The organism is Plasticicumulans lactativorans (assembly GCF_004341245.1).
Classification (GTDB): domain Bacteria; phylum Pseudomonadota; class Gammaproteobacteria; order Competibacterales; family Competibacteraceae; genus Plasticicumulans_A; species Plasticicumulans_A lactativorans.
Genome location: NZ_SLWY01000006.1, coordinates 133971 through 158674, shown reverse-complemented (window position 1 = coordinate 158674; position 24704 = coordinate 133971). Strand labels below are relative to the sequence as shown.

The following is a 24704-nucleotide window of genomic DNA, read 5'->3' as shown; positions in this document are numbered from 1 at the left end:
CCGGCTACTCCCCTCCATCCCCGAAGGGCCGAGAGGCCCGACGGTTGAACGGACGCCGAAAATTTCCGTTCGTCACCCGCGACTGTCCCGAGCATAGTCCATGGCCGGCACCACGATCACCCTCGTATTTCCCGCATGCGCGGGGATGAACCGCGCCGCCGGTCGTGGCGTTGGGGCCGCATCGGCGCTGCCGCTCACGTGCGCAGGAGCACCTCGGCGCCGAGGATGATGATGACCAGGCCGCCGAAGAAGACGACGAGGGGATGCAGCGACAGCATCAGCCGCGTTCCTTCGCCGCGGGCACCACGAGCACGTCGGCGGGGACCCACGCCAGCAACTGGTTCAGCGGCGAGCCGAGCAGCGCGCCGAGGAAGCCCGCGCTCTCGTGCGAGCCCATCACGACCAGCTCGACCGCATGCCGGCGCACGTAGCGGGTCAGGCTCGCCTCCAGCGAGCCTTCGACCGCCACGACCTCCCTGAGCGCGGCGCGGGGCACGCCGCTCGCGCTCACGAACTGCTCGCAGCGCTGCCGGCAGGCGGGCGCGGCCGGCGTCAGTTCGGCGGCCTGCGGCGGGGCGTCGAGCCCGCGCAGCCGCGGCTGCGCGTGGAACAGCTCCAGGTCGCTTTCGGGGAACCAGCGGGCGGCCGTCCGCAGCACGACGCGGGACTCGTCGGCGAGGTCCGAGGCCACCGTGATGCGCCGGTACCTGCCGTGCGGACGGTTGCGGACGATCAGCAGCGGCCGTTCGAGCGAGCGCGCCAGCCGTTCGACGTTGGAGCCGAGGAGGAAGCGCCCGAGCGGCTCGTCCCGCGCCAGCCCCGTCACCGTCAGGTCGGCCGCGAGGTCCGCGGCCACGCTGCGGATCGTCTCCGCCGGGTCGGGCGAGCGCAGCAGCCTGATCTCGGCCCTGGCGTCGAGCAGCGCGAGGTCCCGGCCGATCTGCCGCCGCGCATCCTGCTGCGGGTCGAAGGCCTTGTCCTCGGCCGCCCAGGCGAGGATCTGGTCGGGCTCCTGCGGCGCTTCGAGGACGTTCAGCACCGTGAGCCCGGCCTGCCAGTCCCGCGCGAGCTGGACCGAGCGATCGAACGCCCGGTCGCAGCGCGGGCTCAGGTCCGTGGCGAGGAGGACGCGCGCAGGCGCCGACGACGCGGTGGCCGGTGTGGACATGATTCGCTCTCCTTCGGTTGAAGCGCCATGACGACAGGTCCCTCGCGCCCGCCCGGGCGCTCGCCCGCGCCGCCTGTGCCGCCTGTGCCGCAGGCGACGCGCCGCCGCGACACCCCCTGGTGGGCCCAGGGCGCGGTTCTCGAAGCTCTGCAGGGGATAGCGCAAGCAAAAAACCACCGACTCCCGCACGGGCGGGCGGCTTCATCTCTCTAGGAGGCACACGGGGCGCATCGGTTCCCTCCCGCGTTCCGCCAGGGCGCCTGCATCCGGATGAGCACCTGCTGCGCATCTACGGACGGTCGGGACGGGCGGGGTGGCCGCGACGCGTCCGCGCACAACGAGGGGTGATGCCATGAACACCGTATTCGTGACCGGTGGCACCGGGTACATCGGCCAGCCGCTGATCGAGGCGCTGCTCGTCCGCGGCTACGCGGTGGACGCGCTGGTGCGGCCGGGTTCGGAGGGGAAGCTGCCGGCGGGGACGCGGGCGGTGGTCGGTGACGCGCTGCGCGCCGAGACCTTCCAGGCGGCGGTGCCGACCGGGGCGACGCTGGTGCACCTGGTCGGCACGCCGCACCCGGGTCCGGCCAGGGCGGCCGAGTTCCGGCGGGTGGACCTGGCGTCGATCCGTGCCAGCGTGGCGGCGGCACGCCACGCCGGGGTGGCGCACATCGTCTACGTCAGCGTGGCGCAGCCGGCGCCGGTGATGCGGGCCTACGTGGCGGTGCGCGAGGAGGGCGAGGCGCTGGTGGCGGCGACCGGCATCCCGGCGACGATCCTGCGGCCGTGGTACGTGCTCGGGCCCGGCCACTGGTGGCCGTATGCGCTGCTGCCGCTGTACGCGCTGCTGCGCCGGCTGCCGGCGACGCGCGCGGGCGCCGAGCGCCTCGGCCTGGTGACGCGCCCGGCGATGCTCGCCGCGCTGGTCGACGCGGTCGCGGCGCCGCCGGCGGCAGGGGTGCGCCTCGTCGAGGTCGCGGACATCCGCCGCGCCGCCGCAGCCGATGGCGGCGCGGGCGTGCGCTGCGCGTGCCGGCCGGCGGGCTGAGGCGGAGATGCTCGTGCGCAACGCATCGTCGCTGAAGGCTTTGCAAGGCTTGCCGCTGGCGCGCCACCTCGGGCGGTGGCTGCCGGCGCCGGGCCACACCTCGTCGCCCGAAGTGCTCACACCGCGGCGGAGGCGGCTTTGAACGTCGCGGCAGCCTTGCGGGCGCCGGCGTTCGTGCGCGGCCTGGCGGAGCTGTCGCCGGCGGCGGACCGCACCTGGCTGCTCGGCCTGGGGCTCGGCCTCGGGCTCACGCTGCTCGCGGCGTTCGGGCCGGGCGGCGCGGCGGCCGGGGCGTTCTGGGTCTACGCCGGGCTGCTCGCGCGCGCCGCGCTGTACCTGCGCGCCGGCGATGCGCTGCACGGGCGCGGCGGCGCGGCGCTCGCCGGGCTGTTCCGCTGCGGCCTCGTCGCCGGCTTCGGCGAACTGCTGGTCGACGGGTGGCTGGTGCACGGCGTGGCGCACGGGCGGCTCGTGTACCTGCCGCCGCACGACGCCGTGCTGCTCGCCTCGCCGGTGTGGATGCCGCTGGCGTGGGCCTGCGTGATCGTCGAACTCGGCTACCCGGCGCTGCGCCTGTACGCGCGGCTGGCGCGGCGCCTGCCGGTGGTGCCGGCGGCGCTGGCGACGAGCCTCGTCATCGGGCTCGCCGCCGGCGTCACCATCGGCTGCTACGAGTACCTCGCCGACCGCGCCGGCTGGTGGCGCTACGCACCGGCCAACGCGATGCTCGGCGAGTTCTGCGCGCTGTACATCCCGCTCGGCGAGGCCTTGATGTTCCTCGCCATCCTGCCGGTCGCCGCCCACGCGCTGGGCGAAGGGCGGCCGTCGCGCGCCCGCGAGATCGATGCCGGCGCGGCGTTCGCGGTGGCGATCGGCGCCGGCTACGGCCTCGCCTACCTGCTGCTCGAAGCCGGCCGGCCGCTCGGCTGAAGCACCACCCCGGCGAGGCGGCGCCGCCGGCCGCGGCCGCACCCGCCGAGCGCGGCGGCGGCGAACAGTGCGAGGGTGCCCGGTGCCGGCACCGCGACGTCGGGGATGTCGAGCGCGTCGAGGTTGTCGGAGAGCCAGTTCATGCCGGGGCCGAGCGGCACCTCCTGCAGGCCGAGGTCGGTGGCTTCGAGGAACAGCCGGTTCAGCATCCCCGGCAGCGCGAGGAACAGGTCGCCGGGGGATTCGCCCTGGTTCCACTCGTCGCGCACCGCCGTGCCGGCGGCGCCGTGCGAGTCGCGGTCGACGCTGAACACCAGCAGGTCGACCAGAGCGTCGAAGATCGGCCAGCCGTCGGGGCCGAGGCCGCCGTGGTCGAGCAGCAGCAGGGCGTCGAGGTTGTCGGTGGCCGGGTCGAGCCCGAGCGAGGCGGCGGTGGCGTAGACGCGGAACTCGCCCTGGTGGTTCGAGACCAGCACGTCGCCGAAATGTCCCGAAGGGCTGTCGCGGTCCAGCGAGAAGAAGCTGAAGCCGTCGACCAGCTCGAAGGTGTCGAAGCTGGAGATGCCGCCCAGTCCTTCGAGCCCGGTCAGGTCGTCCTCGTTGTCGGCGAGCCGTGGCCCGGTCTGGCCCATGAAGTACGAGTCGGCGTAGCTCTCGTTGGTGTTCTTCTGCTGTGCGGGGTGCAGCAGGTCGAGGTCGGCGAGGTTCTTGGTGCGGCGGTTCTGGTTCTCGATCGGCGCGGCGCCGGGGAGCAGGGTCTGGCTGATGAACACGTCGCCCGCCGCCTCGTTGACCACGGTGGCTTCGTTGAGCACGGCGTTGGGGTCGGGGTTGTCGACGCCGAACGGCGACAGCCCGGTCGCGTAGGTGTCGACGCTGAAGAAGATCCTGCCGCCCTTGGTCATCAGCGTGGGGAGATCGTCGCGGCCGAAGCTCAGCGCGTCGATGGCGTCGTCGATGAAGGCGCCGCGCTCGATCAGCCCGAGGTCGGTGCGACCGTCGGCGAACTGGCGGTTGCTGACGTCCATCGTCGAGGTCCAGATGTCGGACTCGACGCCGAACGGCGCGCGGGTGGCGTCGCGGTCGGCCTCGGCGCGCAGCTCGGTGCCGGCGCGGCCCTCGCGGATGCGGTCGGTGCGTGCGCCGGCCGGGCCCTGCGCGTGGATCTGGTCGCGCACGGTGAAGAACACCGGCTGTTCGCCGGGATCGACGTCGACCGGGCTCACCGCGTAGGCGACCGAGAACGGCGCGTTGGCGGTGCCGTTGTTGGTCACCCGCAGCGTGTAGTCGCCGACGCCGCCGGGGCCGATCAGCGCGTTGATGTGCTCGACGCTGCCGCCGGGCCCGGCCGAGGCGCGGCTGGTCGGCCCGTCGAAGTGCAGGTCGAGGTCGGGCTGGCTGGCGGCGGCGGTGAAGCGCGTGGCGAAGGCGCCGCCGCCGTCGTTGACGACGCGATCCCAGGTGACGGTGGCGACGATGCGGGTGTCGGGCCCGACCGCGCCGCTGAACACGTCGACCGGCGCTGGCGGGCCGCCGGCCGGCGGTGCGGCGTTGGCGGTGCCGGTGCTCACGCCCAGGCGCCCGCCGGCGCCGGCGGCGAGCGTCACCGCGCTGCCCCAGCCCTCGAGCGCACCGGCGCCGAGCTGCGGGTCGAGGCCGTGCGCCGTCGCGCTCCACGGGCCGTGGTCGTCGCGGTCGTCGTGGCGCACGGTCTTGTCGGCGGCGTTCATCAGCGCCGCCTTCATCGCGCGGTGGTCGGCGGTGGGGGCGAGCTGGTAGAGCTGCGCGGCGACGCCGGAGACGTGCGGGGCTGCGAAGCTCGTGCCGCTCGCCGGGCTGAAGCCGCGGAAGCGGTTGGGGTCGGCGGGGTCGGGGTCGGTGTTGCTCGGCATGTCGAGGTTGACCCCCGGCGCGACCAGGTCCGGCTTGTTGTAGGCCGGTGCGGCGGTGGTGCCGCGGCTGCTGAAGTTGGCCAGGTGGTTCATCGGCTGGCGCACCGGACCCTGGTGGCGGACGTCGCCGCTGCGGCGCAGCGCACCGACCGACACGCCGTTGAAGGTGTCGCCGGGCACGGTGACGTTGCCCGGTCCGGCGTTGCCGGCCGACTTGACGAACAGGAAGTCGCTGCTGGCGATCAGGCTGTCCATCGCAAGCGTGATGCTGCTGTTGCCGTTGGGGCCGCCGGCGCCCTGGTGGCTCATGTTCAGCACCTGCGGGTTGCGCGCATCGACGTTGGTGACGGCGTTGAAGAGCTGCGCGTTGCCGGCACCGGGGTTGTTGTCGCGGCCGTCGCTGAACAGGCTCGCGTTGCGCGCCATGCCGCGGTTGGTGGCGTCGGTCGACACCAGCACGCCGCCCACCTGGGTGGCGTGGGTGGTGCGGTTCGGCGTGGCGCCGACGTCGTTCGGGTCGACCGCGGTGAAGCTGACGTTGGCGTGGTTGAACGGCACGCCGGATTCGACCTGGCCGATGCGCACGCCGGTGCCGGTCAGGTCGTAGACGCTTTCGATCAGCAGCGACCCGACCTGACGGCGGGTTTCCTCCAGCGGAATGGCAACGGCGCGCTGCGGCAGCCACGCGGCGCCCAGCAGTCCGATCAGGACCCTGATTTCCCATCGCATGTTCTTCTACTCCTCCCGCAGGGCGGGTGGTGATGGGTGAGGGGGCGCCTGCGCGGACCGGAAGTGCTCCGTAGGGCACTCGGCCCGATGGGACGCAGGGCGCCAAAGGGACGATGGCGATTGGTTGGGGGTTGTATCCGGGCGTCGCGCAGCAACTGTGCCAATGAGTTAAATCCTTTTTATTCAGACTGTTGTAACTGCATGGCCACGAGCACTGTAAAGCAGGCTGACGCTGCACCCGGCGCCGTGCGCCGGCGGTTTCGCTCTACGTTTAGGGCACTGCGTTCGGGAGCGCCCCGGCGCGCCGCCGCGACCGTCGCCGATCCGCCGCCGGGGGAGCCCACCGTCATGTCCAAGTTCCATCTCGGCCTGCTGCTGCTCGTCGTGGCCGGCTGCGCCACGCTGGCGCGCGATGCGCTGGTCGAGCGTTTCGGCACGCCCGACCCGGCGCGCTTCGACGCGCCGCGCGCGCCGGCGGCCGACGGCGTGTCGTTCCGCCGCCAGGTGCTGCCGCTCCTCGAACGCCGCTGCGTGGTCTGCCACGGCTGCTACGACGCGCCCTGCCAGCTCAAGCTCGGTTCATGGGAGGGCATCGCGCGCGGGGCGAGCAAGGACGCGGTGTACGACCTGCGCCTGCGCGAGGCGCCGCCGAGCCGCCTGTTCGTCGACGCCGAGCGGGCCTCGGCATGGCGCGAGCGGGGCTTCCACCCGGTGCTCAACGAGTACCCGGCGGCCGTGGCCGAACTGCAGGCGAGCCTGCTGTTCCGCATGCTGCAACTGAAGGCCGAGCACCCGGTACCGGCCGATGCCGTGCTGCCGGCGGACATCGACTTCTCGCTCGACCGCAAGCAGAGCTGCGCCCGCATCGACGAGTTCGACGACTACGCGCGCGAGCAGCCGCAGCAGGGCATGCCCTTCGGCCTGCCGGGCCTGACTCGCACGGAAACCGACACCCTGCGCACCTGGCTGCTGCAGGGCGCGCCCGACGACACCGACGAGCGCCTGCCGGCGGCGGTCGAGCGCCAGGTGGCGCAGTGGGAGGCGTTCCTGAACGGCCCGTCGCTGAAGGAGCGGCTGATGAGCCGTTACCTCTACGAGCACCTGTTCCTCGCCCACCTGTACTTCGACGACCAGCCGCAGCCGCGCTACTTCAAGCTGGTGCGCTCCGCGACGCCGCCGGGCAGCCCGATCCGCCCGCTCACCAGCCGCCGCCCGGTGGACGACCCCGGCGTCGCCGCGTTCCATTACCGGCTGCAGCCCGAGCGCGAAAGCATCACCGTGAAGTCGCACCTGCCGTACGCGCTCGATGCGGCGCGCCTGGCGCGCTGGAAGAGCCTGTTCCTCGACCCCGACTACACGGTGACCGCGCTGCCCGGCTACGGCCCGGAGCTCGCCGCCGACCCCTTCATCGTCTACCGCGAACTGCCGGTGGACGCGCGCTACCGCTTCCTGCTCGACGAGGCGGAGTTCACCGTGATGGGCTTCATCAAGGGCCCGGTGTGCCGCGGCCAGACGGCGCTGAACGTGATCGACGACCACTTCTGGATCTTCTTCCTCGCGCCCGAAGCGCTGCAGCAGAGCGACGCCGAGTTCCTGCGCCACGAGAGCCGCGACCTGCGCCTGCCGGCCAAGCGCGATGGCGTCGGCCTCGCCCCGTGGCTGAGCTACGCGCGCCAGGAGCGCGACTACCTGGAGTCCAAGTCGCGCTACATGGAAAGCCGCCTGACCTCGCCGCAGCAGGTGGGGCTGGAGCTGGTCTGGGACGGCGGGCGGCGCAACCCCAACGCCGCGCTCACCGTGTACCGGCACTTCGACAGCGCGACGGTGCTCAAGGGCATGGTCGGCGGAATGCCGAAGACCGCGTGGGTGATCAGCTACCCGCTGCTGGAGCGCATCCACTACCTGCTGGTGGCCGGCTACGACGTCTACGGCAGCGTCGGCCACCAGCTCGACACGCGCCTGTACATGGACTTCATGCGCATGGAGGGCGAATTCAACTTCCTCGTGCTGCTGCCGCGCTCAAGCCGCATCGCGCTGCGCGACGCCTGGTACCGCGGCGCGAGCGACGACGTGAAGGAACTGGTCTACGGCCGCTACGCGCACCTCGACGTCGATTCGGGCATCGCCTACCGCAGCGCCGACCCGAAGCGGGAACTCTTCGAACTGCTGCGCCAGCGCCTGGGGCCGGTCATCGACGGCGCGCCGGACCTCGGCCGCGAGCCCGACGCCGAGCTGCGCCGCGACCTCGGCCGCCTCGCCGCGGTGCGCGGCACGGCGCTGGCGTGGATGCCCGAGGCGAGCATCCTGCGCATCGACCAGCGCGGGCGCGCCAGCCGCTACTTCAGCCTGCTGCGCAACACCGCGCACAGCAACCTGACCCAGATGCTGACCGAGGACGACACCCTGCTGCCGGCCGAAAACACGCTGGACGTGATCCCCGGCATCGTCGGCGCCTACCCCAACGCCATCTACCGCATCGACCGCCGCGACCTCGGCGCCTTCACCAGCGCGGTCGCCGGCCTCGATTCGGAACAGGGCTACGGCGCGCTGATGACCCGCTTCGGCGTGCGCCGCACCAGCCCCGCGTTCTGGGCCGTCAGCGACGCCCTGCACGCCGACGTCCGCCGCCGCACCCCGATCGAGGCCGGCATCTTCGACTACAACCGGCTGGAGAACCGCTGAGCGCGCGGGCCCCAGCGTGACGATGGGCTTGCTGGGCGCGCACCCGCTCGCCGCGTTACGCCCTTCTCTCCCTGGGAGAAGGGCCTGGGATGAGGGTGCTTTGGCGCCCGATCCCCAACGCGGCGACGCCCGGTACGGCAATGAATGTTGGGGTTCGCGTTCGCTCACCCGCAACCTACGGCCTGGCGGTGACGGCGGGCTGCTCTCCGTAGGTTGGTGGTGAGCGCAGCGAACCCCAACGCGGCGACGCCCGGTGCGGCGGTGGGTGTTGGGGTTCGCATTCGCTCACCCGCAACCTACGGGCTGGCGGTGACGGCGGGCCGCTCTCCGTAGGTTGGTGGTGAGCGCAGCGAACCCCAACGTGGTGGCGCCTGGTGCGACGGTGGGTGTTGGGGTTCGCATTCGCTCACCCGCAACCTACGGGCTGGCGGTGACGGCGGACTGCTCTCCGTAGCTTGGCGGTGAGCGCAGCGAACCCCAACGCGGCGACGCCCGGTGCGACGGTGGGTGTTGGGGTTCGCATTCGCTCACCCGCAACCTACGGGCTGGCGGTGACGGCGGACTGCTCTCCGTAGGTTGGCGGTGAGCGCAGCGAACCCCAACAGGGCGACTGCCACGGCGGTGGGACGTCACTCCGGATCGGGGCCGTCGAGTTCCACGTCCGAGGCCCAGTCCGGCGGATAGAGGCCCTCGGCAACATGGCGGTGGAAGCTCGAATACGGCCAGTCGGCCACCCGTTGCACATGTCCATGCTTCAGTGGATTGACGTGGATGTAATCGACGTGCTGCGCCAGATCACGCTCATCGCGGATCACATGCTCCCAGAAACGGCGTTGCCAGATGCCACGCTCGCCTTTGCCCAAGCGGCTCGGGTCGATCGGTTCGGTTGCGGGCAGCGCCCGCGAGAAACCGGCCTTGATCAGCGCCCAACGGGTGGCGTAGTCGCTGTCGTCCAGTGGCAAGGTCCAGATGGCGTGCAGGTGATCCGGCAACACCACGATCGCCTCGATGCGGAACGGATGCCTCGCCCGTACCTGCGCGAACGTGGTGCGCAGATGGTTGATGTGCTCGACGAGCAAGCGGCTGGATCGGTCAGCGAGGTTGACGGTGAAGAAGTAACTGCCACCCCGGATGTCCGACCGCCGATAGCGCATGTTGCCGAATCCCTCGTCGCGAAACCCTGTTATCGCCGCTGGAGCACCCTCAAGCGTAGGTTGGCAGTGACGGCGGGCCGCTCCCCGTAGGTTGGCGGTGAGCGCAGCGAACCCCAACGTGGTGGCGCCCGGTGCGGCGGTGGGTGTTGGGGTTCGCATTCGCTCACCCGCAACCTACGGGCGGGCGGTGACGGCGGGCCGCTCTCCGTAGGTTGGTGGTGAGCGCAGCGAACCCCAACGTGGTGGCGCCCGGTGCGGCGGTGGGTGTTGGGGTTCGCGTTTGCTCACCCGCAACCTACGGGCGGGCGGTGACGGCGGGCTGCTCTCCGTAGGTTGGTGGTGAGCGCAGCGAACCCCAACGCGGCGACGCCCGGTGCGGCGGTGGGTGTTGGGGTTCGCATTCGCTCACCCGCAACCTACGGGCGGGCGGTGACGGCGGGCTGCTCTCCGTAGGTTGGTGGTGAGCGCAGCGAACCCCAACGCGGCGACGCCCGGTCAGAGCCCCCGCATCCGCTCCTGCTGTTCCCTGAGCTTTGCCAGCGCGGCCTTCTGAGCGTCGAGCTTCTCGCGTTCCTTGGCGACGATCTCGGCCGGGGCCTTGTCGGCGAAGTTGGGGTTGGCGAGCTTGGCCTCGCCGCGCTCGAGGTCCTTGCCGAGGCGCTCGATCTCCTTCGCTAGGCGGGCGAGTTCGGCGTCCTTGTCGACCAGGCCGGCGAGGGGGATCAGGATCTCCAGTTCGCCGACCAGCGCGGTGGCGGCCTGCGGGGCGTCGGCGCCGATCGGCTCGATGCCGCTCAGGCGCCCGAGCGCGCAGAGGAAGACCGCGTTGGCGGCGAGGCGCGCGCGGTCGTCGGCGCTGCCGCCGCGGGCGAGCACGGCGAGCGGCTTGCCGGGGGCGACGTTGAGCTCGGCGCGGATGCGGCGCACGCCGAGCAGGAAGGTCTGCACCCAGGCGATCTCGGCCTCGGCCTCGGGGTCGAGCCAGGCCGGCTCCACGTGCGGGTAGGGCGCGCGCGACACGGTCGGGCCGGCGCGGCCGGCGAGCGGGGCGGCGCGCTGCCAGATCTCCTCGGTGATGAAGGGCATCAGCGGGTGCAGCAGGCGCAGCACGGTTTCGAGCGCGGCGATCAGCGTGTGGCGGGTGCCGCGCTTGGCGGCGTCGCTCGCCTGCCCGGTCAGCACCGGCTTGGAGAGTTCCAGGTACCAGTCGCAGTACTCGTTCCAGACGAACTCGTAGAGGCACTTGGCGACGATGTCGAAGCGGTAGTTCTCGACCGCCTCGTGCACCTCGCCGATCGTGCGCGCGAGGCGCGAGCGGATCCAGCGGTCGGCGGGCGAGTACTCGGCGCCGGCGGGGCGGCAGTCGTGGCCCTCGGTGTTCATCAGCACGTAGCGCGAGGCGTTCCACAGCTTGTTGCAGAAGTTGCGGTAGCCCTCGACGCGGCCGAGGTCGAACACCACGTCGCGCCCGGTGGTGGCGAGCGCGGCGAAGGTGAAGCGCAGCGCGTCGGTGCCGTGGGCGCGGATGCCCTCGGGGAACTGGCGGCGCGTGGCCTTCTCGATGCGCGGCGCCATCTGCGGCTGCATCAGCCCGGTGGTGCGCTTGGCGACCAGGCTTTCGAGGTCGATGCCGTCGACGATGTCGAGCGGGTCGAGCACGTTGCCCTTGGACTTGCTCATCTTCTGGCCGTCGGCGTCGCGCACCAGGCCGTGGATGTAGACGTCGCGGAACGGCACCTCGCCGTCCATGCAGTAGAGCCCCGCCATGATCATCCGCGCGACCCAGAAGAAGATGATGTCGAAGCCGGTGACCAGCACCGTGGTCGGGTAGAAGGTGTTCAGCGCGTAGCCTTCCTCGGGCCAGCCGAGGGTGCTGAACGGCCACAGCGCGGAGCTGAACCAGGTGTCGAGCACGTCCTCGTCCTGGCGCAGCGCGACCCCGGCGCCGAGGTCGTGGCGGGCGCGCACCTCGGCCTCGTCGCGGCCGACGTAGACCCGGCCGGCGTCGTCGTACCACGCCGGGATGCGGTGCCCCCACCAGATCTGGCGGCTGATGCACCAGTCCTGGATGTTGTTCATCCACTCGAAGTAGGTCTTGTCCCAGTTGCCGGGCACGAAGCGGATGCGCCCGCCCTCGACCGCGGCGATCGACGGCCGGATGATGCGCGCGAGCCCGCCGGGGCGGCCGTCGGGCTGCACCTCGCGGGTGAGGTCGACGTACCACTGCTCGGTGAGGAAGGGCTCGATCACCGCGCCGGTGCGGTCGCCGCGCGGCACCATCAGCTTGTGCGCTTTGACCTCGACCAGCAGGCCGGCGGCCTCGAGGTCGGCGACCACGCGCTTGCGCGCCTCGAAGCGGTCGAGCCCGCGGTAGGCGGCGGGGGCGTTGTCGTTGAGGCGGGCATCCTTGGTGAAGACGTTGAGCAGCGGCAGGCCGTGGCGCTTGCCGACCTCGTAGTCGTTGAAGTCGTGCGCCGGGGTGATCTTGACGCAGCCGCTGCCGAAGGCCGGGTCGCAGTACTCGTCGGCGACGATCGGGATGCTGCGGTCGCACAGCGGCAGCGCGATCTGCTTGCCGATCAGGTGGCGGTAGCGCTCGTCCTCGGGGTGCACGGCGACCGCGGTGTCGCCGAGCAGGGTCTCGGGGCGCGTGGTCGCCACCACCACCGCGCCGCTGCCGTCGGCGAGCGGGTAGCGGATGTGCCACAGCGAGCCGTTCTCCTCCTCGCTGACCACTTCGAGGTCCGACACCGCGGTCAGCAGCACCGGGTCCCAGTTGACCAGGCGCGCGCCGCGGTAGATCAGACCGTCGTCGTACAGGCGCACGAAGAACTCGCGCACCGCCGCCGACAGGCCCTCGTCCATCGTGAAGCGCTCGCGGCCCCAGTCGCACGAGGCGCCCATGCGCCGCAGCTGGTTCTGGATGGTGCCGCCGGACTGCGCCTTCCATTCCCAGACGCGCTCGATGAAGGCGTCGCGGCCGAGGTCGTGGCGGGTCCGGCCTTCGGCGTTCAACTGGCGCTCGACCACCATCTGCGTGGCGATGCCGGCGTGGTCGGTGCCCGGCTGCCACAGCGTGTTGAAGCCCTGCATGCGGTGGTAGCGGATCAGCGCGTCCATGATCGTGTCCTGGAACGCGTGGCCCATGTGCAGCGTGCCGGTGACGTTGGGCGGCGGGATCATGATGCAGTACGGCGTCCCCGTGCCCTGCGGCGCGAAGTGGCCCTGGCGTTCCCAGGTCTCGTACCAGCGTTGTTCGATGGCGTGCGGTTCGTAGGTTTTTTCCATGGTGCAGACGTCGCGTCGGGCTGGGGCGGGCGGGACGCAGGAGTATACGCAAGCCTCGGCGCGCTGGCCGAGGTCGCGCGCGGGCGGGAGGCAGGGACGCGGGCCTACAGCACGACCGGGGCGTCGGGCAGCTCGTTGCGGTCGTCGGCGGCGGCCGGAAAGTGCGTGCGCAGTTGCGCGGTGATCGCGGCGATGCCGGCGAGCGCGCCATCGCTGAAGCGCCCGGCGCCGAAGGCGGTCTCGATGTCGCGGCAGATCGCCGCCCAGGCCGCGGCGCCGACGCGGGCGTCGATGCCGCGGTCGGCGACGATCTCGACGGCGCGGTCGGCGAGCAGCACGTAGATCAGCACGCCGTTGTTGTGCTCGGTGTCCCACACGCGCAGGCGCGAGAACACCTCGATCGCGCGCTCGCGCGCGCGCTGCCCGCGCAGCAGCGCCCGCCCGCCGAGCGCCGCCTCGATGGCGAAGCGGAGCTCGCCGGTGTGGGCGGCCTCGCTCGCCTTCACCGCCTGCTCGATCGCCGCCAGCGCGGCCGGCGGGAAGGTCCGGCGCAACTGCCGGTGGGTGCAGAAGGCGTGTCGCAGGATGCGTCGCAGGTCCATGTCACCAGCTCCCCGAGGCGCCGCCGCCCCCGAAGCCGCCCCCGCCGCCGCTGAAGCCGCCACTGCCACCGAAACCGCTGCCCCCGCGGCCGCCGCCGAAGCCACCGCGGCCGAAGCCGTGGTCCTCGGTCCAGCCGCCGTTGTGCCAGCCGCCACCGCTGCCGAAGTCGCCGCCGCGCAGCAGCGCGAAGAGGAACGCGCCGAGGCCGGCGAGCACGCCGATCATCACCAGGCCGGTGATCCACCAGACGAACACGCCCGAGCTCACGCCGACACCGGCGGCGCCGACGACGCGCAGCGGCTCGGGGGCGAACAGCGCCACCGCCCAGGCGAGCCCGAGCGCCACGAACAGGATGAGCGTCAGCGGCGGCGGGCCACCGGGTTCGGCGGGCGGCGGCAGCGCTTCGCCGTCGACGACCGCGATCATGCGCTCGACGCCGGCGGCGATGCCGCCGTGGAAGTCGCCCTGGCGCAGGCGCGGCACGACGATCTCGTCGACGATGCGCTTGCACACGGCATCGTTGAGCGCGCCTTCGAGGCCGTAGCCGGCCTCGATGCGCAGCCTGTGGTCATCCTTGGCGATCAGCAGCAGCGCGCCGTCGTCGACGCCCTTGCGGCCGAGCTTCCACTGCTCGGCGACGCGCAGGCCGTACTGCTCGATCGTCTCCGGGGCGGTGGTCGGCACGATCAGCACCGCGATCTGGCTGCCCCTGCGCTGCTCGAAGGCGGCGAGGGTCTGCTCCAGCGCGGCCTGCTGCCCGCTGCCGAGCGTGCCGGTGAGGTCGGTGACGCGGGCACCGAGCGCCGGCACCGCCACCTGCGCGACGACCGCGAATGCGGCCAGCAGCACCGCCACGCCGCACAGCACGCGGACGGCGGCGGGCGCCTTCACGGCCGCGCCCCCGCCGGGGCGGTGCCGAAGTCCACCGTCGGCGGGCGCGAGATCTCGCGCTCATTGTCGACGGTGAAGTTGGGCTTGACCTCGTAGCCGAACATCATCGCCGTCAGGTTGCTCGGGAAGGCGCGCACGGTGACGTTGTATGCCTGCACCGCCGTGATGTAGCGGTTGCGCGCCACGGTGATGCGGTTCTCGGTACCTTCGATCTGCGCCTGCAGGTCGCGGAAGTGCGCGTCGGACTTGAGCTGCGGGTAGTTCTCGGTGACCACCAGCAGCCGCGACAGCGCGCTCGACAGCTCCCCCTGGGCGGCCTGGAAGCGGGCGAAGGCGGCCGGGTCGTTGAGCAGCTCGGGCGTCGCCTGCAGCGAGCCGACATGCGCGCGCGCCTCGGTGACGCGCGTCAGCACCTCCTTCTCCTGCGCCGCGAAGCCCTTGACGGTGGCGACCAGGTTGGGGATCAGGTCGGCGCGGCGCTGGTACTGGTTGAGCACCTCGGACCAGCTCGCCTTCACCTGCTCCTCGGTGGTCTGCAGGGTGTTGTAGCCGCAGCCGCCGAGGGCGCTGCCGAGCAGCAGCACCCACGCCAGGGAGAACATTCGCAACGTGCGCATGGTGCACCTTCCCGTGGAGTCGACCGGCCCGTCGTCAGCCTAGGCCTCTTGGCCGCCCTATACACCCGCGGGACCGGCGCGGCGCTGATCCAGCGCAGTTCCCCGCACGCGTCAGACCTCGGCCCACATGCGCAGCAGGTTGTGGTAGGTGCCGGTCAGCGCGACCACCGCGTCGGCGCTCGCGCCCTCGCGGGTCAGGCGCTGGATGGCGAGGTCGAGGTCGAACAGCAGGCTGCGCCGGGCGTCGTCGCGCACCAGGCTCTGCACCCAGAAGAACGAGGCGACGCGCGCCCCGCGCGTGACCGGGCTCACGCGGTGCAGGCTGGTCGCCGGGTAGATGACCAGGTCGCCGGCCGGCAGCTTCACCGCGTGCGTGCCGTAGGTGTCCTCGACCAGCAGTTCGCCACCGTCGTAGTCGTCCGGGGCGCTCAGGAACAGCGTCGCGGAGACGTCGGTGCGCAGGCGCTCGGCGCTGCCGGTGATGCCGCGGATGGCGTTGTCGACGTGGTGGCCGAAGTCCATGCCGACCTCGTAGCGGTTGAACAGCGGCGGGAACACGCGCCTGGGCAGCGCCGCGGTGATGAACAGCGCGTGGCGTTCGAGCGCGGCGAGCACCAGGTCGCCGAGCTCGCGCGCCGCCGGCGAGCCCTCGGGCAGTTGCCGGTTGCGTTTGACCTGCGCCGACTGGTGGCCGGCGGTGGCGCGGCCGTCGATCCAGTCGGCGCGCGCGAGCAGTGCGCGGCAGTGTTCGAGTTGCCGGGCGTCGAGCACCTCGGGGATGTGCAGCAGCATGGTCGGTCTCTCCGGTGGGCGCGGGCAGGCGGCGCGCCGGGCCGCCCGCCCGCGGCGGGGGCTCAGAAGCGGTAGTCCACGCTCAGCATGGCGCTGCGGCCGTTGCCGGGCACGGCGTGGCCGGCGTAGACGCCTTCGTAGTAGTGCCGGTCGGTCAGGTTGAAGACGTTCAGGCGCAGGTCGTAGTCCTTCTCCCGGTAGGCGACCTCGGCGTCCCAGCGCGCGTAGCCGGGCACCTGCACGGTGTTGGTGTTGTTGCCGTAGCGCTTGCCGGCGCCCTGCACGCCGCCGCCGACCTGCCAGTGGGCGTCGATGTCGTAGGTGGTCCACAGGCTGTAGGTGTGGCGCGGGGCGTTGGTCGGCACCTTGCCGACCTCGAGCGGGTTGTTCGACTCGGTGATCTCCGGGTCCATCCACGCCGCGCCGGCGAACACCTGCCACTGCGCGTCGAGGCGCCCGGCCACTTCGAGCTCGATGCCGTCCGACACCCAGCGGCCGTCGAGCACGTTGACGTTGAGGCGGTCGGGGTCGAGGGTGCGGGCGTTGGTCTTGTCGGTGCGGAACAGCGCCCCGCGCAGGCTCAGCGCGCCGTCGAGCAGGTCGAACCTGGCGCCGATCTCGTAGTTGACGTTCTTTTCCGGCTCCAGCCCGTCGTTGGCGTTGGAGATCGTCAGCGTCTCCGCGGTCGGGTTGAACGAGGTGCCGTAGGCGACGTAGTACGACTGCGCCGCGTCGGGCTGGTAGATCAGCCCCAGGCGGCCGCTGGTCATCTTGTCGGTGCGCTGCTTGTCGGCACGGCTGGTGAGGGCGCCGGTGGTGGTGTTGAAGGTGTCGGCGCGCGACTCGGCGGCGAAGCGGTCCCAGCGCAGGCCGGCGACCACCTTCCACTGCGTGTTCAGCGCGATCTCGTCGATCGCGTAGAGGTTGAAGCTGTTGGCCGAGGCGTCGGTCTCGCTCGCCGCGCGGCTCATCCGCAGGTTGGGCGCCGGGCTGTACGGGTCGGGGTCGGCGAGGTTCGTCGGCGGGGCGCCGGTGACGGTGTAGCGGCGGGCGTCGCTGGTCTCGCGTGCCACCTCCATGCCGGTCACCAGCGTGTGCCTGAGGCCGTCGGTGTCGAAGCGGAAGGTCACGTCGGTCATGTTCGACAGCACGGTGTCGACGCCCTCGCGCGTCGGCTTGCCGCGGTTGACGCCGATCAGCTCGTAGGGGGTGCCGGCCGGCGGGTTGCCGGCGATGCGCGGCGCGGTGGGCGAGAGGTCGCGCTGGTAGTGCGCGTACTGCGTGCGGTTGCTGAAGTGGAGCGCGTCGCTGAAGCGGTGGTCGACGGTGACGCTGGCGATGTCGACCGTGGTGCGCTCGTAGTCGTGCCGCGCCAGGCCGTAGAAGTTGCTCTCGTCGACGTCCACCGGTTTGCCGAAGCGGTAGGGCACGCCGTAGAACGGGACGTTGTCCTCCTTCTGGCGGAAGTACGAGAAGTTCACCTGCGTGTCGGTGCCGAGGCCGAGGGTCAGCGAGGGCGCGATGCCGTAGCGGTCGAACTCGACCACCTCGGCGGTGGCGCCGGTGTTGTGCCACATGCCGTTGAGGCGGAACGCCGCGGTGTCCGACAGCGGCTGGTTCAGGTCCACCGTGGTGCGCAGCAGTTCGTCGGTGCCGGCGGCGATCCCGGCGGTATAGGCGGTGCCGCGGTGCGGGCGCTTGCTGACCTGGTTGATTGCGCCGCCGGTGGTGCCGCGCCCGAACAGCATCGATGACGGCCCCTTGAGCACGTCCACCTGCTCGATGTTGAAGACGTCGCGCGTGTACTGGCCGTTGTCGCGCACGCCGTCGAGGAACAGATCGTTGCGCGCGGTGAAGCCGCGCAGGTTGATGTTGTCCCCGGAGAAGCCGCCTTCGCCGGCGTTGAAGCTGATGCCGCTGACGTTGCGCAGCGCCTCGCGCAGCGAGGTCGCGCCCTGGTCCTTGATCAGCGTATCGGGGATCACCGTGATCGACTGCGGCTGGTCGCGCAGCGGCCCGGGCAGCTTGCCGAGGCCGGTTTCGTCGCGGCGGTAGCCTTCGGCCTCGGCGCTCACGGTGACGGCCGGCAGGCTGGTCTCGCCGCCTTCCCCGGCGGCGAGCGTGGGGGCCGGCAGCCCGGCGACGAGCGCACCCATCACGCAGCGCGCGAGGGGAGGGCGGGCATAGTGGCGGATGCCCGGGGAGACAGGGGTGTGAGGCATGGCGGTGTTCTCGCTTCTCGATGATGGTCGGAACCGTCCGGTGCACCGTGGCGGCGGTGCAGGGCGGTGGCGGATCGAGGCTGGCGAGGTCCGCGGCGGGGTGTCCCCGCTCCGGTGCCTGGCTGGCGACGGCGCGGCAACGGTGCCGGCCGGGTGGGACGCGGCGTTCGGCCGCAGTCCGGCGCCACGGCCGGCAGGCTGCCGGCGCGGCGACTGCCCGCCGCTACGGGCGGGGCGGTTCGGTGATGAAGCCGATGCGACCGAGGCCGCTGCGCTGCGCCGCGGCCATCACCTCGGCCACGCGCTCGTAGCGCGTGTCGCGGTCGGCGCGCAGGTGCAACTCGGGGGCCGGCGTCGCGGCGGCGGCCGCGGTGAGGCGCCCGGGCAGTTCGGCGTCGGGCAGCGGCGCGTTGTCCCAGTACAGCGCCCCGGCGGCGTCGATCGACAGGTTCACCGCCGACGGCGGTAGCGGATCGGGCCGGGCGCTCGCACGCGGCAGGTCGAGCTTGACCGCGTGGGTGAACAGCGGCGCGGTGATGATGAAGATCACCAGCAGTACCAGCATCACGTCCACCAGCGGCGTGGTGTTGATCTCGGCGTTGGGGCGGGTGAAGGCCCCCGCCTGGCCGAAGCTGCCGAACGCCATCACGCCCCCTGCGCCAGCGGCAGCGGGCGCCGCTCGACCACGGCCGGCACCGGCGGGCGCGACGCCGCCGGCGCGGCCTGCAGTTCCACGTGCAGCCGCGCGTGCAGCGCGTGGCCGAAGGCTTCGAGGTCGGCGAGCAGCAGGCGCTGGCTGCGGGTGAAGGCGTTGTAGGCGAGCACCGCCGGGATCGCAACGGCGAGGCCGAAGGCGGTCATGATCAGCGCCTCGCCCACCGGGCCGGCGATGCGGTCGATCTGCGCCTGGCCCTGCGCGGCGATCGCCGTGAGCGCGTGGTAGATGCCCCAGACGGTGCCGAGCAGGCCGACGAAGGGGGCGGTGCTGCCCACCGACGCGAGCGTGGTCATGCCGTGCTCGAGGCGCGCCGCGGCCTGGTTCAGCCCCTGCTGCAGCGCCGCGCCGATCGCGTCGCCGGCGGCGGTGGGCGGGTGGCCGTGGCGATCGAGCCAGTGCGCGGCCTCCACGCCGTGCTGCAGCAGCACGTGGAACGGCCCCGGGCGCAGGGCATCGAGCCGCGCGCGGGCAGCGGCGACCGAATCGGTGCCCACCCACAGCGTGCGCGCGAGCCGGCGTGCCGGGCGCAGCCGCAGCAGCCTCCAGCCCTTGGCGACGATCAGCGTCCACGCGGCGAGCGACATCAGCAGCAGCGTCGCCGCGGTGGCGGCGCTGACCGCGTCGCCCTGCTCGAGCAGGTGGACGAGCCCGGGCGGCAGCCGGGTGAGCCATTCTTCATACATCGTTCACTTCTCCAGCTTGAAGATGATGGGCACGGTGACGGTCGCGGCGAGCGCGCGTTCGCCTTGGCGCGCCGGCACGAAGCGCCAGCGCCGCACCGCGGCGAGCGCGGCCTCGTCGAGCCGTGCGTGGCCGCTGCCGGCGGCGAGCTCGACCGACTCGGCTGCGCCCTCGGCCGAGACGCGCACGCGCAGCAGCACGCGGCCGGATTCGCCGTTGCTGCGCGACAGCGCCGGGTACGCGGGCGGCGGATTGCGCAGGTAGGCGGCGTCGAAGCGTGCCGCGACGACCGGCGCCGCCGCTTCGGCCTGCGCCGGGGCCGCGACGGCGGGCGCGGGTGCGGCCGGGGCCGGTCGCGGTGCGGGCGTGGCGCGCGCCGGCTTCGGCGCTGCGCGTTGCGGGCGCGGCCGGGGCGGCGGTGGGGCCGGTGTCGCGACCGGCGTGCGCTCCACCGCGGGCGCGGTGACCGGCGTCGGTGCGGGCAGCGGCTCCGGTTGCGGCGCCGGCGGCTCGACGGGTGGTTCGGGCGGTGCCGGCTCCGGTGGTGCGGCTTCGGCGGCCGGCGCGGGCGCCGGCGGCTCGGGGCTGATCAGCCGCGCGATCACCGGCGCGGCGTGCAGGATCCGCGGCGACGTCGTCGGCGCCTGCAGCGCCATCGCGGCGAGCACGCCGGCATGCGCGATCAGCACGATCAGGGCCGGCGCCCAGCGCGTGTCATGTGCGGCTGCGGCGGCATCGAGATGGGCGAGCGGTAGACGTGCCGGCAGGCTGGCATTCATGATGAATCGATCAGAGGCTGAGTCTTGATCTCCTACGCTAATGAGAGCTCTTAACAATTGCAAACATGCCGATACCCATCGGCACGCCGGAGGCCGGCCATGAGGCCCCTGCCGGCCCCGCACCCGGCGTGCCGGAGGCCGTGATGCCGTCGCCCTGGAAGCGCCCGGAGTCGGTGCTCGTGGTCGTGCACAGCGTGGATTCGGCGGTGCTGCTGATCGAACGCACGCAGCCGGCCGGCTACTGGCAATCGGTCACCGGCAGCCTCGAATGGGACGAGCTCGACCCGCTCGCGGCCGCGGTGCGCGAACTCGAGGAAGAGACCGGCATCACCGGCGTCGCGGTGCGGGCGACCGGGTGCACCAACCGCTTCCCGATCCTGCCGCCGTGGCGCCACCGCTACCCGCCCGGCGTGGAGGAGAACCTCGAGCACGTGTTCGTCGTGACGCTGCCGGCCCCGGTACCGGTGCACCTGCGTCCCGACGAGCACGTGGCGAGCCTGTGGCTGCCGCGCGCCGAAGCGGCGGAGCGGGTGTTCTCGTATACCAACCGTGACGCCATACTGATGCTGGTGCCCCCGCCACGGGCGTGAACGCTGCGCGTAACGTGTTGTGGAGTCCGTGGGTGAGGGCGTTCGATGTTGCTAACCTGCCGGGACGCTGGAATTTTGGGGAAATCGCGGTGGGCGACACACATAACAATGAAGGCTGGTACCTCGAGGGCGTCAACGAGGCAGGCGAACACTGGTTCGTGCGCATCAGCGCTTCGCCCTTCACGATCGGCCGGGTCGATACCAACAACCTGTTCCTGCGCAACGACGGTGTGTCGCGCGTGCACGCGGTACTGGAGTTCGACCCGGACGGTCGGCTCTGGCTGCGGGATGGCAGCAGCACCAACGGCACCTTCGTCAACTACCAGCGCCTCGACCCCGCGCAGCCGGTGCCGCTCGGTGACGGCGACATCATCCACTTCGCGAAGATGGCGTTCCGCTGCGTGCGGCGCGAAGTCACCCAGATCACCGCACCGGCCGTCGCACCGAGCCCCGGCACGACGCTGCAGCCGTCGCTGCAGCTGCCGGAGACCTTCGTCGCGCAGTCCCAGGAGTCCTCGCTGCGCGAGATGCTGGCCGGCTGCATGGTGCAGCCGTTCTTCCAGCCCATCGTGCGCCTGAACCCGGCGCCCGCGCTGGTCGCCTACGAACTGCTGGGGCGCGGGGCGCATCCGGCGCTGCCGCAGAGCCCGCCGCAGTTGCTGCGCATCGCCCACGCGCTGGGGCGCATCGTCGACCTGAGCGAGCTGTGGCGCACGGTCGGCGTCAAGCGCGCGCTCGAGCTGCATGCGCCGTGCCTGTTCGTGAACACGGTACCGGCGGAGATGGCCCCGGATTTCCTGCACCGTTCGCTCGGTGCGCTGCGCACGCAGGCGCCGCACCTGCCGGTCGTGCTGGAGGTGCACGAGCACGCCGTGGCCGACGTCTCGCTGATGAGCGAGGTGCGCCACCTGCTGACCGAGCTCGACATGCAGCTCGCCTACGACGACTTCGGCGCCGGCCAGGCGCGCCTGGTGGAGCTGATGGAGGTGCCGCCCGAGGTGCTCAAGTACGACATCGGACTGATCCGCGGCATCGACCGCAAGCCGCCGCACGTGCAGGAGCTGGTGCGGGACCTGGTCCGCATGGCGCGCTCGCTCGGGGTGCTGACCCTCGCCGAGGGCATCGAGACCGACGAGGAGGCCGCCTTCTGCGTGGCGGCCGGCTTCGACCTCGGGCAGGGCTACCGCTACGGCCGCCCGACGCCCGATCCCCTGGCGGCGGCGGCCTGAGCCGGGGCGAAGCGCGCCCCGGCCCGCCTTCAGCGGCCGTCGCCTTTCTTCTGCAGCGCTTCGCGCAACGCGGCGGCCATCGCCGATTCGATCTCTTCGGTCGGTGCTGCGCTGAGCTTCGCCGGCGCCGGGCGTTCGCCGCCGCTGCGTTCGGAGCGCGGCCGCCGCGGCGGCATTCCCTGGTTTTCCTCGCGCGGCGCCTTGCGCGCCCGCGCCGGTCGTTCACGCGCTTCGGCGTCACGGGCGGGGCGCTCGCGGCGGGCACGGCGCGGCGACGGTGCGGCGGCTTCCGCCTCCGCCGTCTCGGCAGCGGCCGGCGGGGTGGCCGCGGGCGCGCTCGCCGCCTTGCCCACCTGGGCGCGCTCCTGGCGCTTCGCGCGCAGGGCCTCGACCTGCTCGCGCGCCTTGGCGCGATGCTCCTCGCTGATCTCGCCGGTGGCTTCGCCGGCGAGGTCGACGCGGCTTGCTTCCTTGGTCAGCGCGACCTGGTAGCGCAGCGCGCGGATGTAGAGGCCGAGGGCGAGGCGCAGGGCCAGGTTGTCGTAGCCCCACTCCTTGATGACCGGCTGCAGGTCCTTGTGCACGCCGAGTTTGAGTGGTCGTACCTGTCGCGCCGAGAGTGGGAAGAACGCCTTGGGGTAGGTGGCGATCAGCCGGTCGAGCAGGGATCGGGACTGCTCCCGTGCGCTGGGCTTCGATGCCTCGGGGACGGGAGCGGGCGATTCTTCGAGCATCACGGGTGTACCTTGGGGACCTGCCTGAAAAAAGGCGCGTAGTGTAACGCCGCTCCGGCCCTTCGCCCACCGTCGCGGCGGATCAGGGGACCTGCGCGAGCGCGGCGAGCGCCTGCGCGTGCACCCGCGCGTCGCCCGCCGCGAGCACGCGGCCGCCGTCGTGGCAGGGGCCGCCGTGCCAGTCGGTGATGTGCCCGCCGGCGGCCTCGATGATCGGGATCAGCGCGGCGACGTCGTAGGGCTGCAGGCCGCTCTCGACGATCAGGTCGAGGTGGCCGGCGGCCAGCATGCAGTAGGCATAGCAGTCGCCGGAATAGCGCGTCATGCGCACCTGCTTGCACAGCGCGTCGAAGGCCGCCCGCTCGGCGCCGGGAACGAACAGGTCGGGGTGCGTCGAGTAGAGCACCGCCTCGCCGAGGCCGGCGCAGGGCCGTACCGCGAGCGCCGTGCGGCCCTCGCGCGTGACCAGTTCGGCGCCGAAGCGCGAGCCGACGAAGCGCTCCCCGGTATAGGGCTGGTCCATCACGCCGAGCACCGGCCGGCTGCCGTCGTAGAGCGCGATCAGCGTGCCCCACAGCGGCATGCCGGTGATGAAGGCGCGGGTGCCGTCGATCGGGTCGAGCACCCAGGTCAGCCCGGTGCTGCCCGCGCGCGCGCCGTGCTCCTCGCCGAACACGCCGTGATCCGGGTGGGTGGCCGTGATCAGGCGGCACATGGCGTCCTCGGCGGCGCGATCGGCGATGGTGACCGGGTCGTAGCCGCGCGTGCCGCCCTTGTCGTCGACCGCGAGCCGGGCGCGGAAGTGCGGGCGGATCGCCGCGCCGGCTGCATCAGCGAGGGCGTGCGCGAAGGCGGTGTAGGCGGACAGTTGTGCGTCGCTGAGGGCGATCGGCGTGGAGCGGGGCAGGGTGGCGGGCATCGGGGCGGTCCTCGGCGGCGGGCGGGGCCGGCAAGCTTAGCCGATCGCCAGGTGCCGCCGGGCGCGCTCAGTCCGCATCGGCGTCCGTGTCGGCAGTGCCCGCCGTGCCTGCGCCGAGCGGGCGGGCGAGCAGCCCGGCGAGCGTGGCGGCCTCGGCCGGCGTCAGCTGGGCCGCGAAGTGGCGGGCGATCGCCTCACGGTAGACCGGCCAGATCCGCCGCATCGCCTCCTCGCCGGCCGCGGTGAGCACCGCGTACAGGCCGCGGCGGTCACCGGTGCAGGCCTCGCGCGCCAGCAGCCCTTCCTTCTCCAGCCGGTCGACCAGCCGCGTCAGGTTGCTGCGGCTCAGCGCGATGCGTTCGCCGAGTTCGTAGAAGCGCAGCCGTCGTTCGGGCGCGCGCCAGAGTTCGTAGAGCACGTCGTACCACTCGAGCGGCGGCAGCCCGGCCGCGGCGAGCTCCCGCTGCACGCGCTCGGTCAGCACCTTCTGGGCCCGCAGCAGGGCGGCCCAGGCCTCGACGTGGGTGTTCAGCGGGTCATCTGGAATGTTCATTTTCAGATTATTGCAAGCGGTACTACATGCGTCTATGCTGGCTATGTCGTTGCAATTGCAACGATACCGGATGCAACCGCCAGAACCCTTCATCCACCCGTCGAGGTCGACATGAACACCATCACCCGCGAACAACTCGTCGCAGCGCTGCAGCAGGGCGGCGTCACGCTGGTCGAGGCGCTGCCCGAGCGCTACTGGCAGGCCTCCCACCTGCCGGGCGCGCTGAACATCAACCACGATGAGGTCGACGCCAAGGCGCCGGCGCTGCTGCCGGAGCGCGACGCCGACATCGTCGTCTACTGCGCGAACGTCAACTGCCAGAACTCCGACATCGCGGCGCACCGCCTCGGCGTGCTCGGCTATTCGAAGGTGCGCGTCTACAAGGGCGGCAAGGCCGACTGGGAAGCCGCCGGGCTGCCGCTGCAGGCGGCCGCACCCGCCGCCGCCTGAAGGGCGACGGGCGGCGGCCTCGTCGCGGGGCGGCT

The 24704-nt window shown here is 72.2% G+C and carries 21 protein-coding genes; 6 read left to right on the top strand and 15 right to left on the bottom strand.

The window, feature by feature from the left end; genetic code table 11:
* Positions 1–277 precede the first annotated feature (277 nt).
* Positions 278–1168: a universal stress protein gene (locus tag EV699_RS06495; RefSeq protein WP_132540317.1), complete on the bottom strand. Its 891-nt coding sequence runs from the start codon at positions 1166–1168 to the stop codon at positions 278–280.
* 352 nt (positions 1169–1520) lie between these two features.
* On the opposite strand from EV699_RS06495, the gene EV699_RS06490 reads away from it, so the two are divergent.
* Entirely contained in the window at positions 1521–2216 is a 696-nt protein-coding gene (locus EV699_RS06490; RefSeq protein WP_132540314.1) for an SDR family oxidoreductase, read from the top strand.
* A 138-nt stretch (positions 2217–2354) separates the two neighbouring features.
* Positions 2355–3146, top strand: a complete 792-nt coding sequence (locus EV699_RS06485; protein WP_132540311.1) for a DUF6989 domain-containing protein — start codon at positions 2355–2357, stop codon at positions 3144–3146.
* Here EV699_RS06485 and EV699_RS06480 read toward each other — a convergent pair.
* Positions 3110–5767, bottom strand: coding sequence for a S8 family peptidase (locus tag EV699_RS06480; protein WP_132540308.1), 2658 nt, complete (start codon positions 5765–5767; stop codon positions 3110–3112). The genes EV699_RS06485 and EV699_RS06480 overlap by 37 nt on opposite strands.
* Before the next feature lie 348 nt (positions 5768–6115).
* On the opposite strand from EV699_RS06480, the gene EV699_RS06475 reads away from it, so the two are divergent.
* Positions 6116–8449, top strand: coding sequence for a fatty acid cis/trans isomerase (locus EV699_RS06475; protein WP_132540305.1), 2334 nt, complete (start codon positions 6116–6118; stop codon positions 8447–8449).
* Positions 8450–9078: 629 nt separating this feature from the next.
* Here EV699_RS06475 and EV699_RS06470 read toward each other — a convergent pair.
* The 10 genes from EV699_RS06470 to EV699_RS06425 all read right to left on the bottom strand — a co-directional run bounded on the left by EV699_RS06470 (position 9079) and on the right by EV699_RS06425 (position 20194).
* Positions 9079–9603 (bottom strand): REP-associated tyrosine transposase, encoded by a 525-nt coding sequence (locus tag EV699_RS06470; RefSeq protein ID WP_132540302.1) that lies wholly within the window; start codon positions 9601–9603, stop codon positions 9079–9081.
* A 495-nt stretch (positions 9604–10098) separates the two neighbouring features.
* The gene (locus tag EV699_RS06465; protein WP_132540299.1) at positions 10099–12891 is read right to left on the bottom strand and encodes a valine--tRNA ligase; all 2793 of its coding nucleotides are present in this window, start codon (positions 12889–12891) and stop codon (positions 10099–10101) included.
* A gap of 104 nt (positions 12892–12995) precedes the next feature.
* The gene (locus EV699_RS06460; protein WP_132540296.1) at positions 12996–13493 is read right to left on the bottom strand and encodes a TPM domain-containing protein; all 498 of its coding nucleotides are present in this window, start codon (positions 13491–13493) and stop codon (positions 12996–12998) included.
* 1 nt (position 13494) lies between these two features.
* Positions 13495–14385: a TPM domain-containing protein gene (locus EV699_RS06455; RefSeq protein ID WP_132540293.1), complete on the bottom strand. Its 891-nt coding sequence runs from the start codon at positions 14383–14385 to the stop codon at positions 13495–13497.
* On the bottom strand, positions 14382–15002 hold the full coding sequence (locus EV699_RS06450) for a LemA family protein (protein ID WP_132540290.1): 621 nt from the start codon (positions 15000–15002) through the stop codon (positions 14382–14384). Before EV699_RS06450 ends, EV699_RS06455 begins: the two co-directional genes overlap by 4 nt.
* Before the next feature lie 111 nt (positions 15003–15113).
* Positions 15114–15794, bottom strand: coding sequence for a Fe2+-dependent dioxygenase (locus EV699_RS06445; protein ID WP_132540287.1), 681 nt, complete (start codon positions 15792–15794; stop codon positions 15114–15116).
* A 62-nt stretch (positions 15795–15856) separates the two neighbouring features.
* Positions 15857–18016 carry a TonB-dependent receptor gene (locus EV699_RS06440; RefSeq protein ID WP_132540284.1) on the bottom strand — a complete coding sequence of 720 codons (2160 nt, stop codon included), beginning with the start codon at positions 18014–18016 and terminating at the stop codon, positions 15857–15859.
* A gap of 223 nt (positions 18017–18239) precedes the next feature.
* On the bottom strand, positions 18240–18662 hold the full coding sequence (locus tag EV699_RS06435) for an ExbD/TolR family protein (protein WP_132540281.1): 423 nt from the start codon (positions 18660–18662) through the stop codon (positions 18240–18242).
* Entirely contained in the window at positions 18662–19417 is a 756-nt protein-coding gene (locus EV699_RS20420) for a MotA/TolQ/ExbB proton channel family protein (RefSeq protein ID WP_132540278.1), read from the bottom strand. Before EV699_RS20420 ends, EV699_RS06435 begins: the two co-directional genes overlap by 1 nt.
* A 3-nt stretch (positions 19418–19420) precedes the next feature.
* Positions 19421–20194 (bottom strand): energy transducer TonB, encoded by a 774-nt coding sequence (locus EV699_RS06425; protein WP_243662579.1) that lies wholly within the window; start codon positions 20192–20194, stop codon positions 19421–19423.
* Between the two features lie 143 nt (positions 20195–20337).
* Here EV699_RS06425 and nudB point away from each other — a divergent pair, with 143 nt between their 5' ends.
* Both nudB and EV699_RS06415 read left to right on the top strand, forming a co-directional pair.
* Positions 20338–20784, top strand: a complete 447-nt coding sequence (nudB, locus tag EV699_RS06420; protein ID WP_132540275.1) for a dihydroneopterin triphosphate diphosphatase — start codon at positions 20338–20340, stop codon at positions 20782–20784.
* Positions 20785–20873: 89 nt separating this feature from the next.
* A complete protein-coding gene (locus EV699_RS06415) occupies positions 20874–22013 on the top strand; it encodes an EAL domain-containing protein (protein WP_165904057.1) in 1140 nt (379 codons plus the stop codon).
* A 29-nt stretch (positions 22014–22042) separates the two neighbouring features.
* On the opposite strand, the gene EV699_RS06410 is transcribed toward EV699_RS06415, so the two are convergent.
* The 3 genes from EV699_RS06410 to EV699_RS06400 all read right to left on the bottom strand — a co-directional run bounded on the left by EV699_RS06410 (position 22043) and on the right by EV699_RS06400 (position 24219).
* A complete protein-coding gene (locus tag EV699_RS06410) occupies positions 22043–22747 on the bottom strand; it encodes a ProQ/FINO family protein (protein ID WP_132540269.1) in 705 nt (234 codons plus the stop codon).
* Between the two features lie 82 nt (positions 22748–22829).
* Positions 22830–23636 carry a histidinol-phosphatase gene (gene hisN / locus EV699_RS06405; RefSeq protein ID WP_132540526.1) on the bottom strand — a complete coding sequence of 269 codons (807 nt, stop codon included), beginning with the start codon at positions 23634–23636 and terminating at the stop codon, positions 22830–22832.
* A 97-nt stretch (positions 23637–23733) separates the two neighbouring features.
* Positions 23734–24219, bottom strand: a complete 486-nt coding sequence (locus tag EV699_RS06400; protein ID WP_132540266.1) for a MarR family winged helix-turn-helix transcriptional regulator — start codon at positions 24217–24219, stop codon at positions 23734–23736.
* Positions 24220–24330: 111 nt separating this feature from the next.
* Here EV699_RS06400 and EV699_RS06395 point away from each other — a divergent pair, with 111 nt between their 5' ends.
* The gene (locus EV699_RS06395) at positions 24331–24669 is read left to right on the top strand and encodes a rhodanese-like domain-containing protein (RefSeq protein ID WP_132540263.1); all 339 of its coding nucleotides are present in this window, start codon (positions 24331–24333) and stop codon (positions 24667–24669) included.
* The last annotated feature ends 35 nt before the right edge of the window (positions 24670–24704 follow it).

Coding starts and splice junctions, on each gene's coding strand:
- EV699_RS20420 (WP_132540278.1), bottom strand. CDS start 19,417: ATGTATGAAGAATGGCTCACCCGGCTGCCGCCCGGGCTCGTCCACCTG.
- EV699_RS06470 (WP_132540302.1), bottom strand. CDS start 9,603: ATGCGCTATCGGCGGTCGGACATCCGGGGTGGCAGTTACTTCTTCACC.
- EV699_RS06440 (WP_132540284.1), bottom strand. CDS start 18,016: ATGCCTCACACCCCTGTCTCCCCGGGCATCCGCCACTATGCCCGCCCT.
- EV699_RS06445 (WP_132540287.1), bottom strand. CDS start 15,794: ATGCTGCTGCACATCCCCGAGGTGCTCGACGCCCGGCAACTCGAACAC.
- EV699_RS06450 (WP_132540290.1), bottom strand. CDS start 15,002: ATGCGCACGTTGCGAATGTTCTCCCTGGCGTGGGTGCTGCTGCTCGGC.
- EV699_RS06475 (WP_132540305.1), top strand. CDS start 6,116: ATGTCCAAGTTCCATCTCGGCCTGCTGCTGCTCGTCGTGGCCGGCTGC.
- EV699_RS06435 (WP_132540281.1), bottom strand. CDS start 18,662: ATGGCGTTCGGCAGCTTCGGCCAGGCGGGGGCCTTCACCCGCCCCAAC.
- EV699_RS06495 (WP_132540317.1), bottom strand. CDS start 1,168: ATGTCCACACCGGCCACCGCGTCGTCGGCGCCTGCGCGCGTCCTCCTC.
- EV699_RS06460 (WP_132540296.1), bottom strand. CDS start 13,493: ATGGACCTGCGACGCATCCTGCGACACGCCTTCTGCACCCACCGGCAG.
- EV699_RS06490 (WP_132540314.1), top strand. CDS start 1,521: ATGAACACCGTATTCGTGACCGGTGGCACCGGGTACATCGGCCAGCCG.
- EV699_RS06395 (WP_132540263.1), top strand. CDS start 24,331: ATGAACACCATCACCCGCGAACAACTCGTCGCAGCGCTGCAGCAGGGC.
- nudB (WP_132540275.1), top strand. CDS start 20,338: ATGCCGTCGCCCTGGAAGCGCCCGGAGTCGGTGCTCGTGGTCGTGCAC.
- EV699_RS06400 (WP_132540266.1), bottom strand. CDS start 24,219: ATGAACATTCCAGATGACCCGCTGAACACCCACGTCGAGGCCTGGGCC.
- EV699_RS06425 (WP_243662579.1), bottom strand. CDS start 20,194: ATGAATGCCAGCCTGCCGGCACGTCTACCGCTCGCCCATCTCGATGCC.
- EV699_RS06465 (WP_132540299.1), bottom strand. CDS start 12,891: ATGGAAAAAACCTACGAACCGCACGCCATCGAACAACGCTGGTACGAG.
- EV699_RS06480 (WP_132540308.1), bottom strand. CDS start 5,767: ATGCGATGGGAAATCAGGGTCCTGATCGGACTGCTGGGCGCCGCGTGG.
- EV699_RS06410 (WP_132540269.1), bottom strand. CDS start 22,747: ATGCTCGAAGAATCGCCCGCTCCCGTCCCCGAGGCATCGAAGCCCAGC.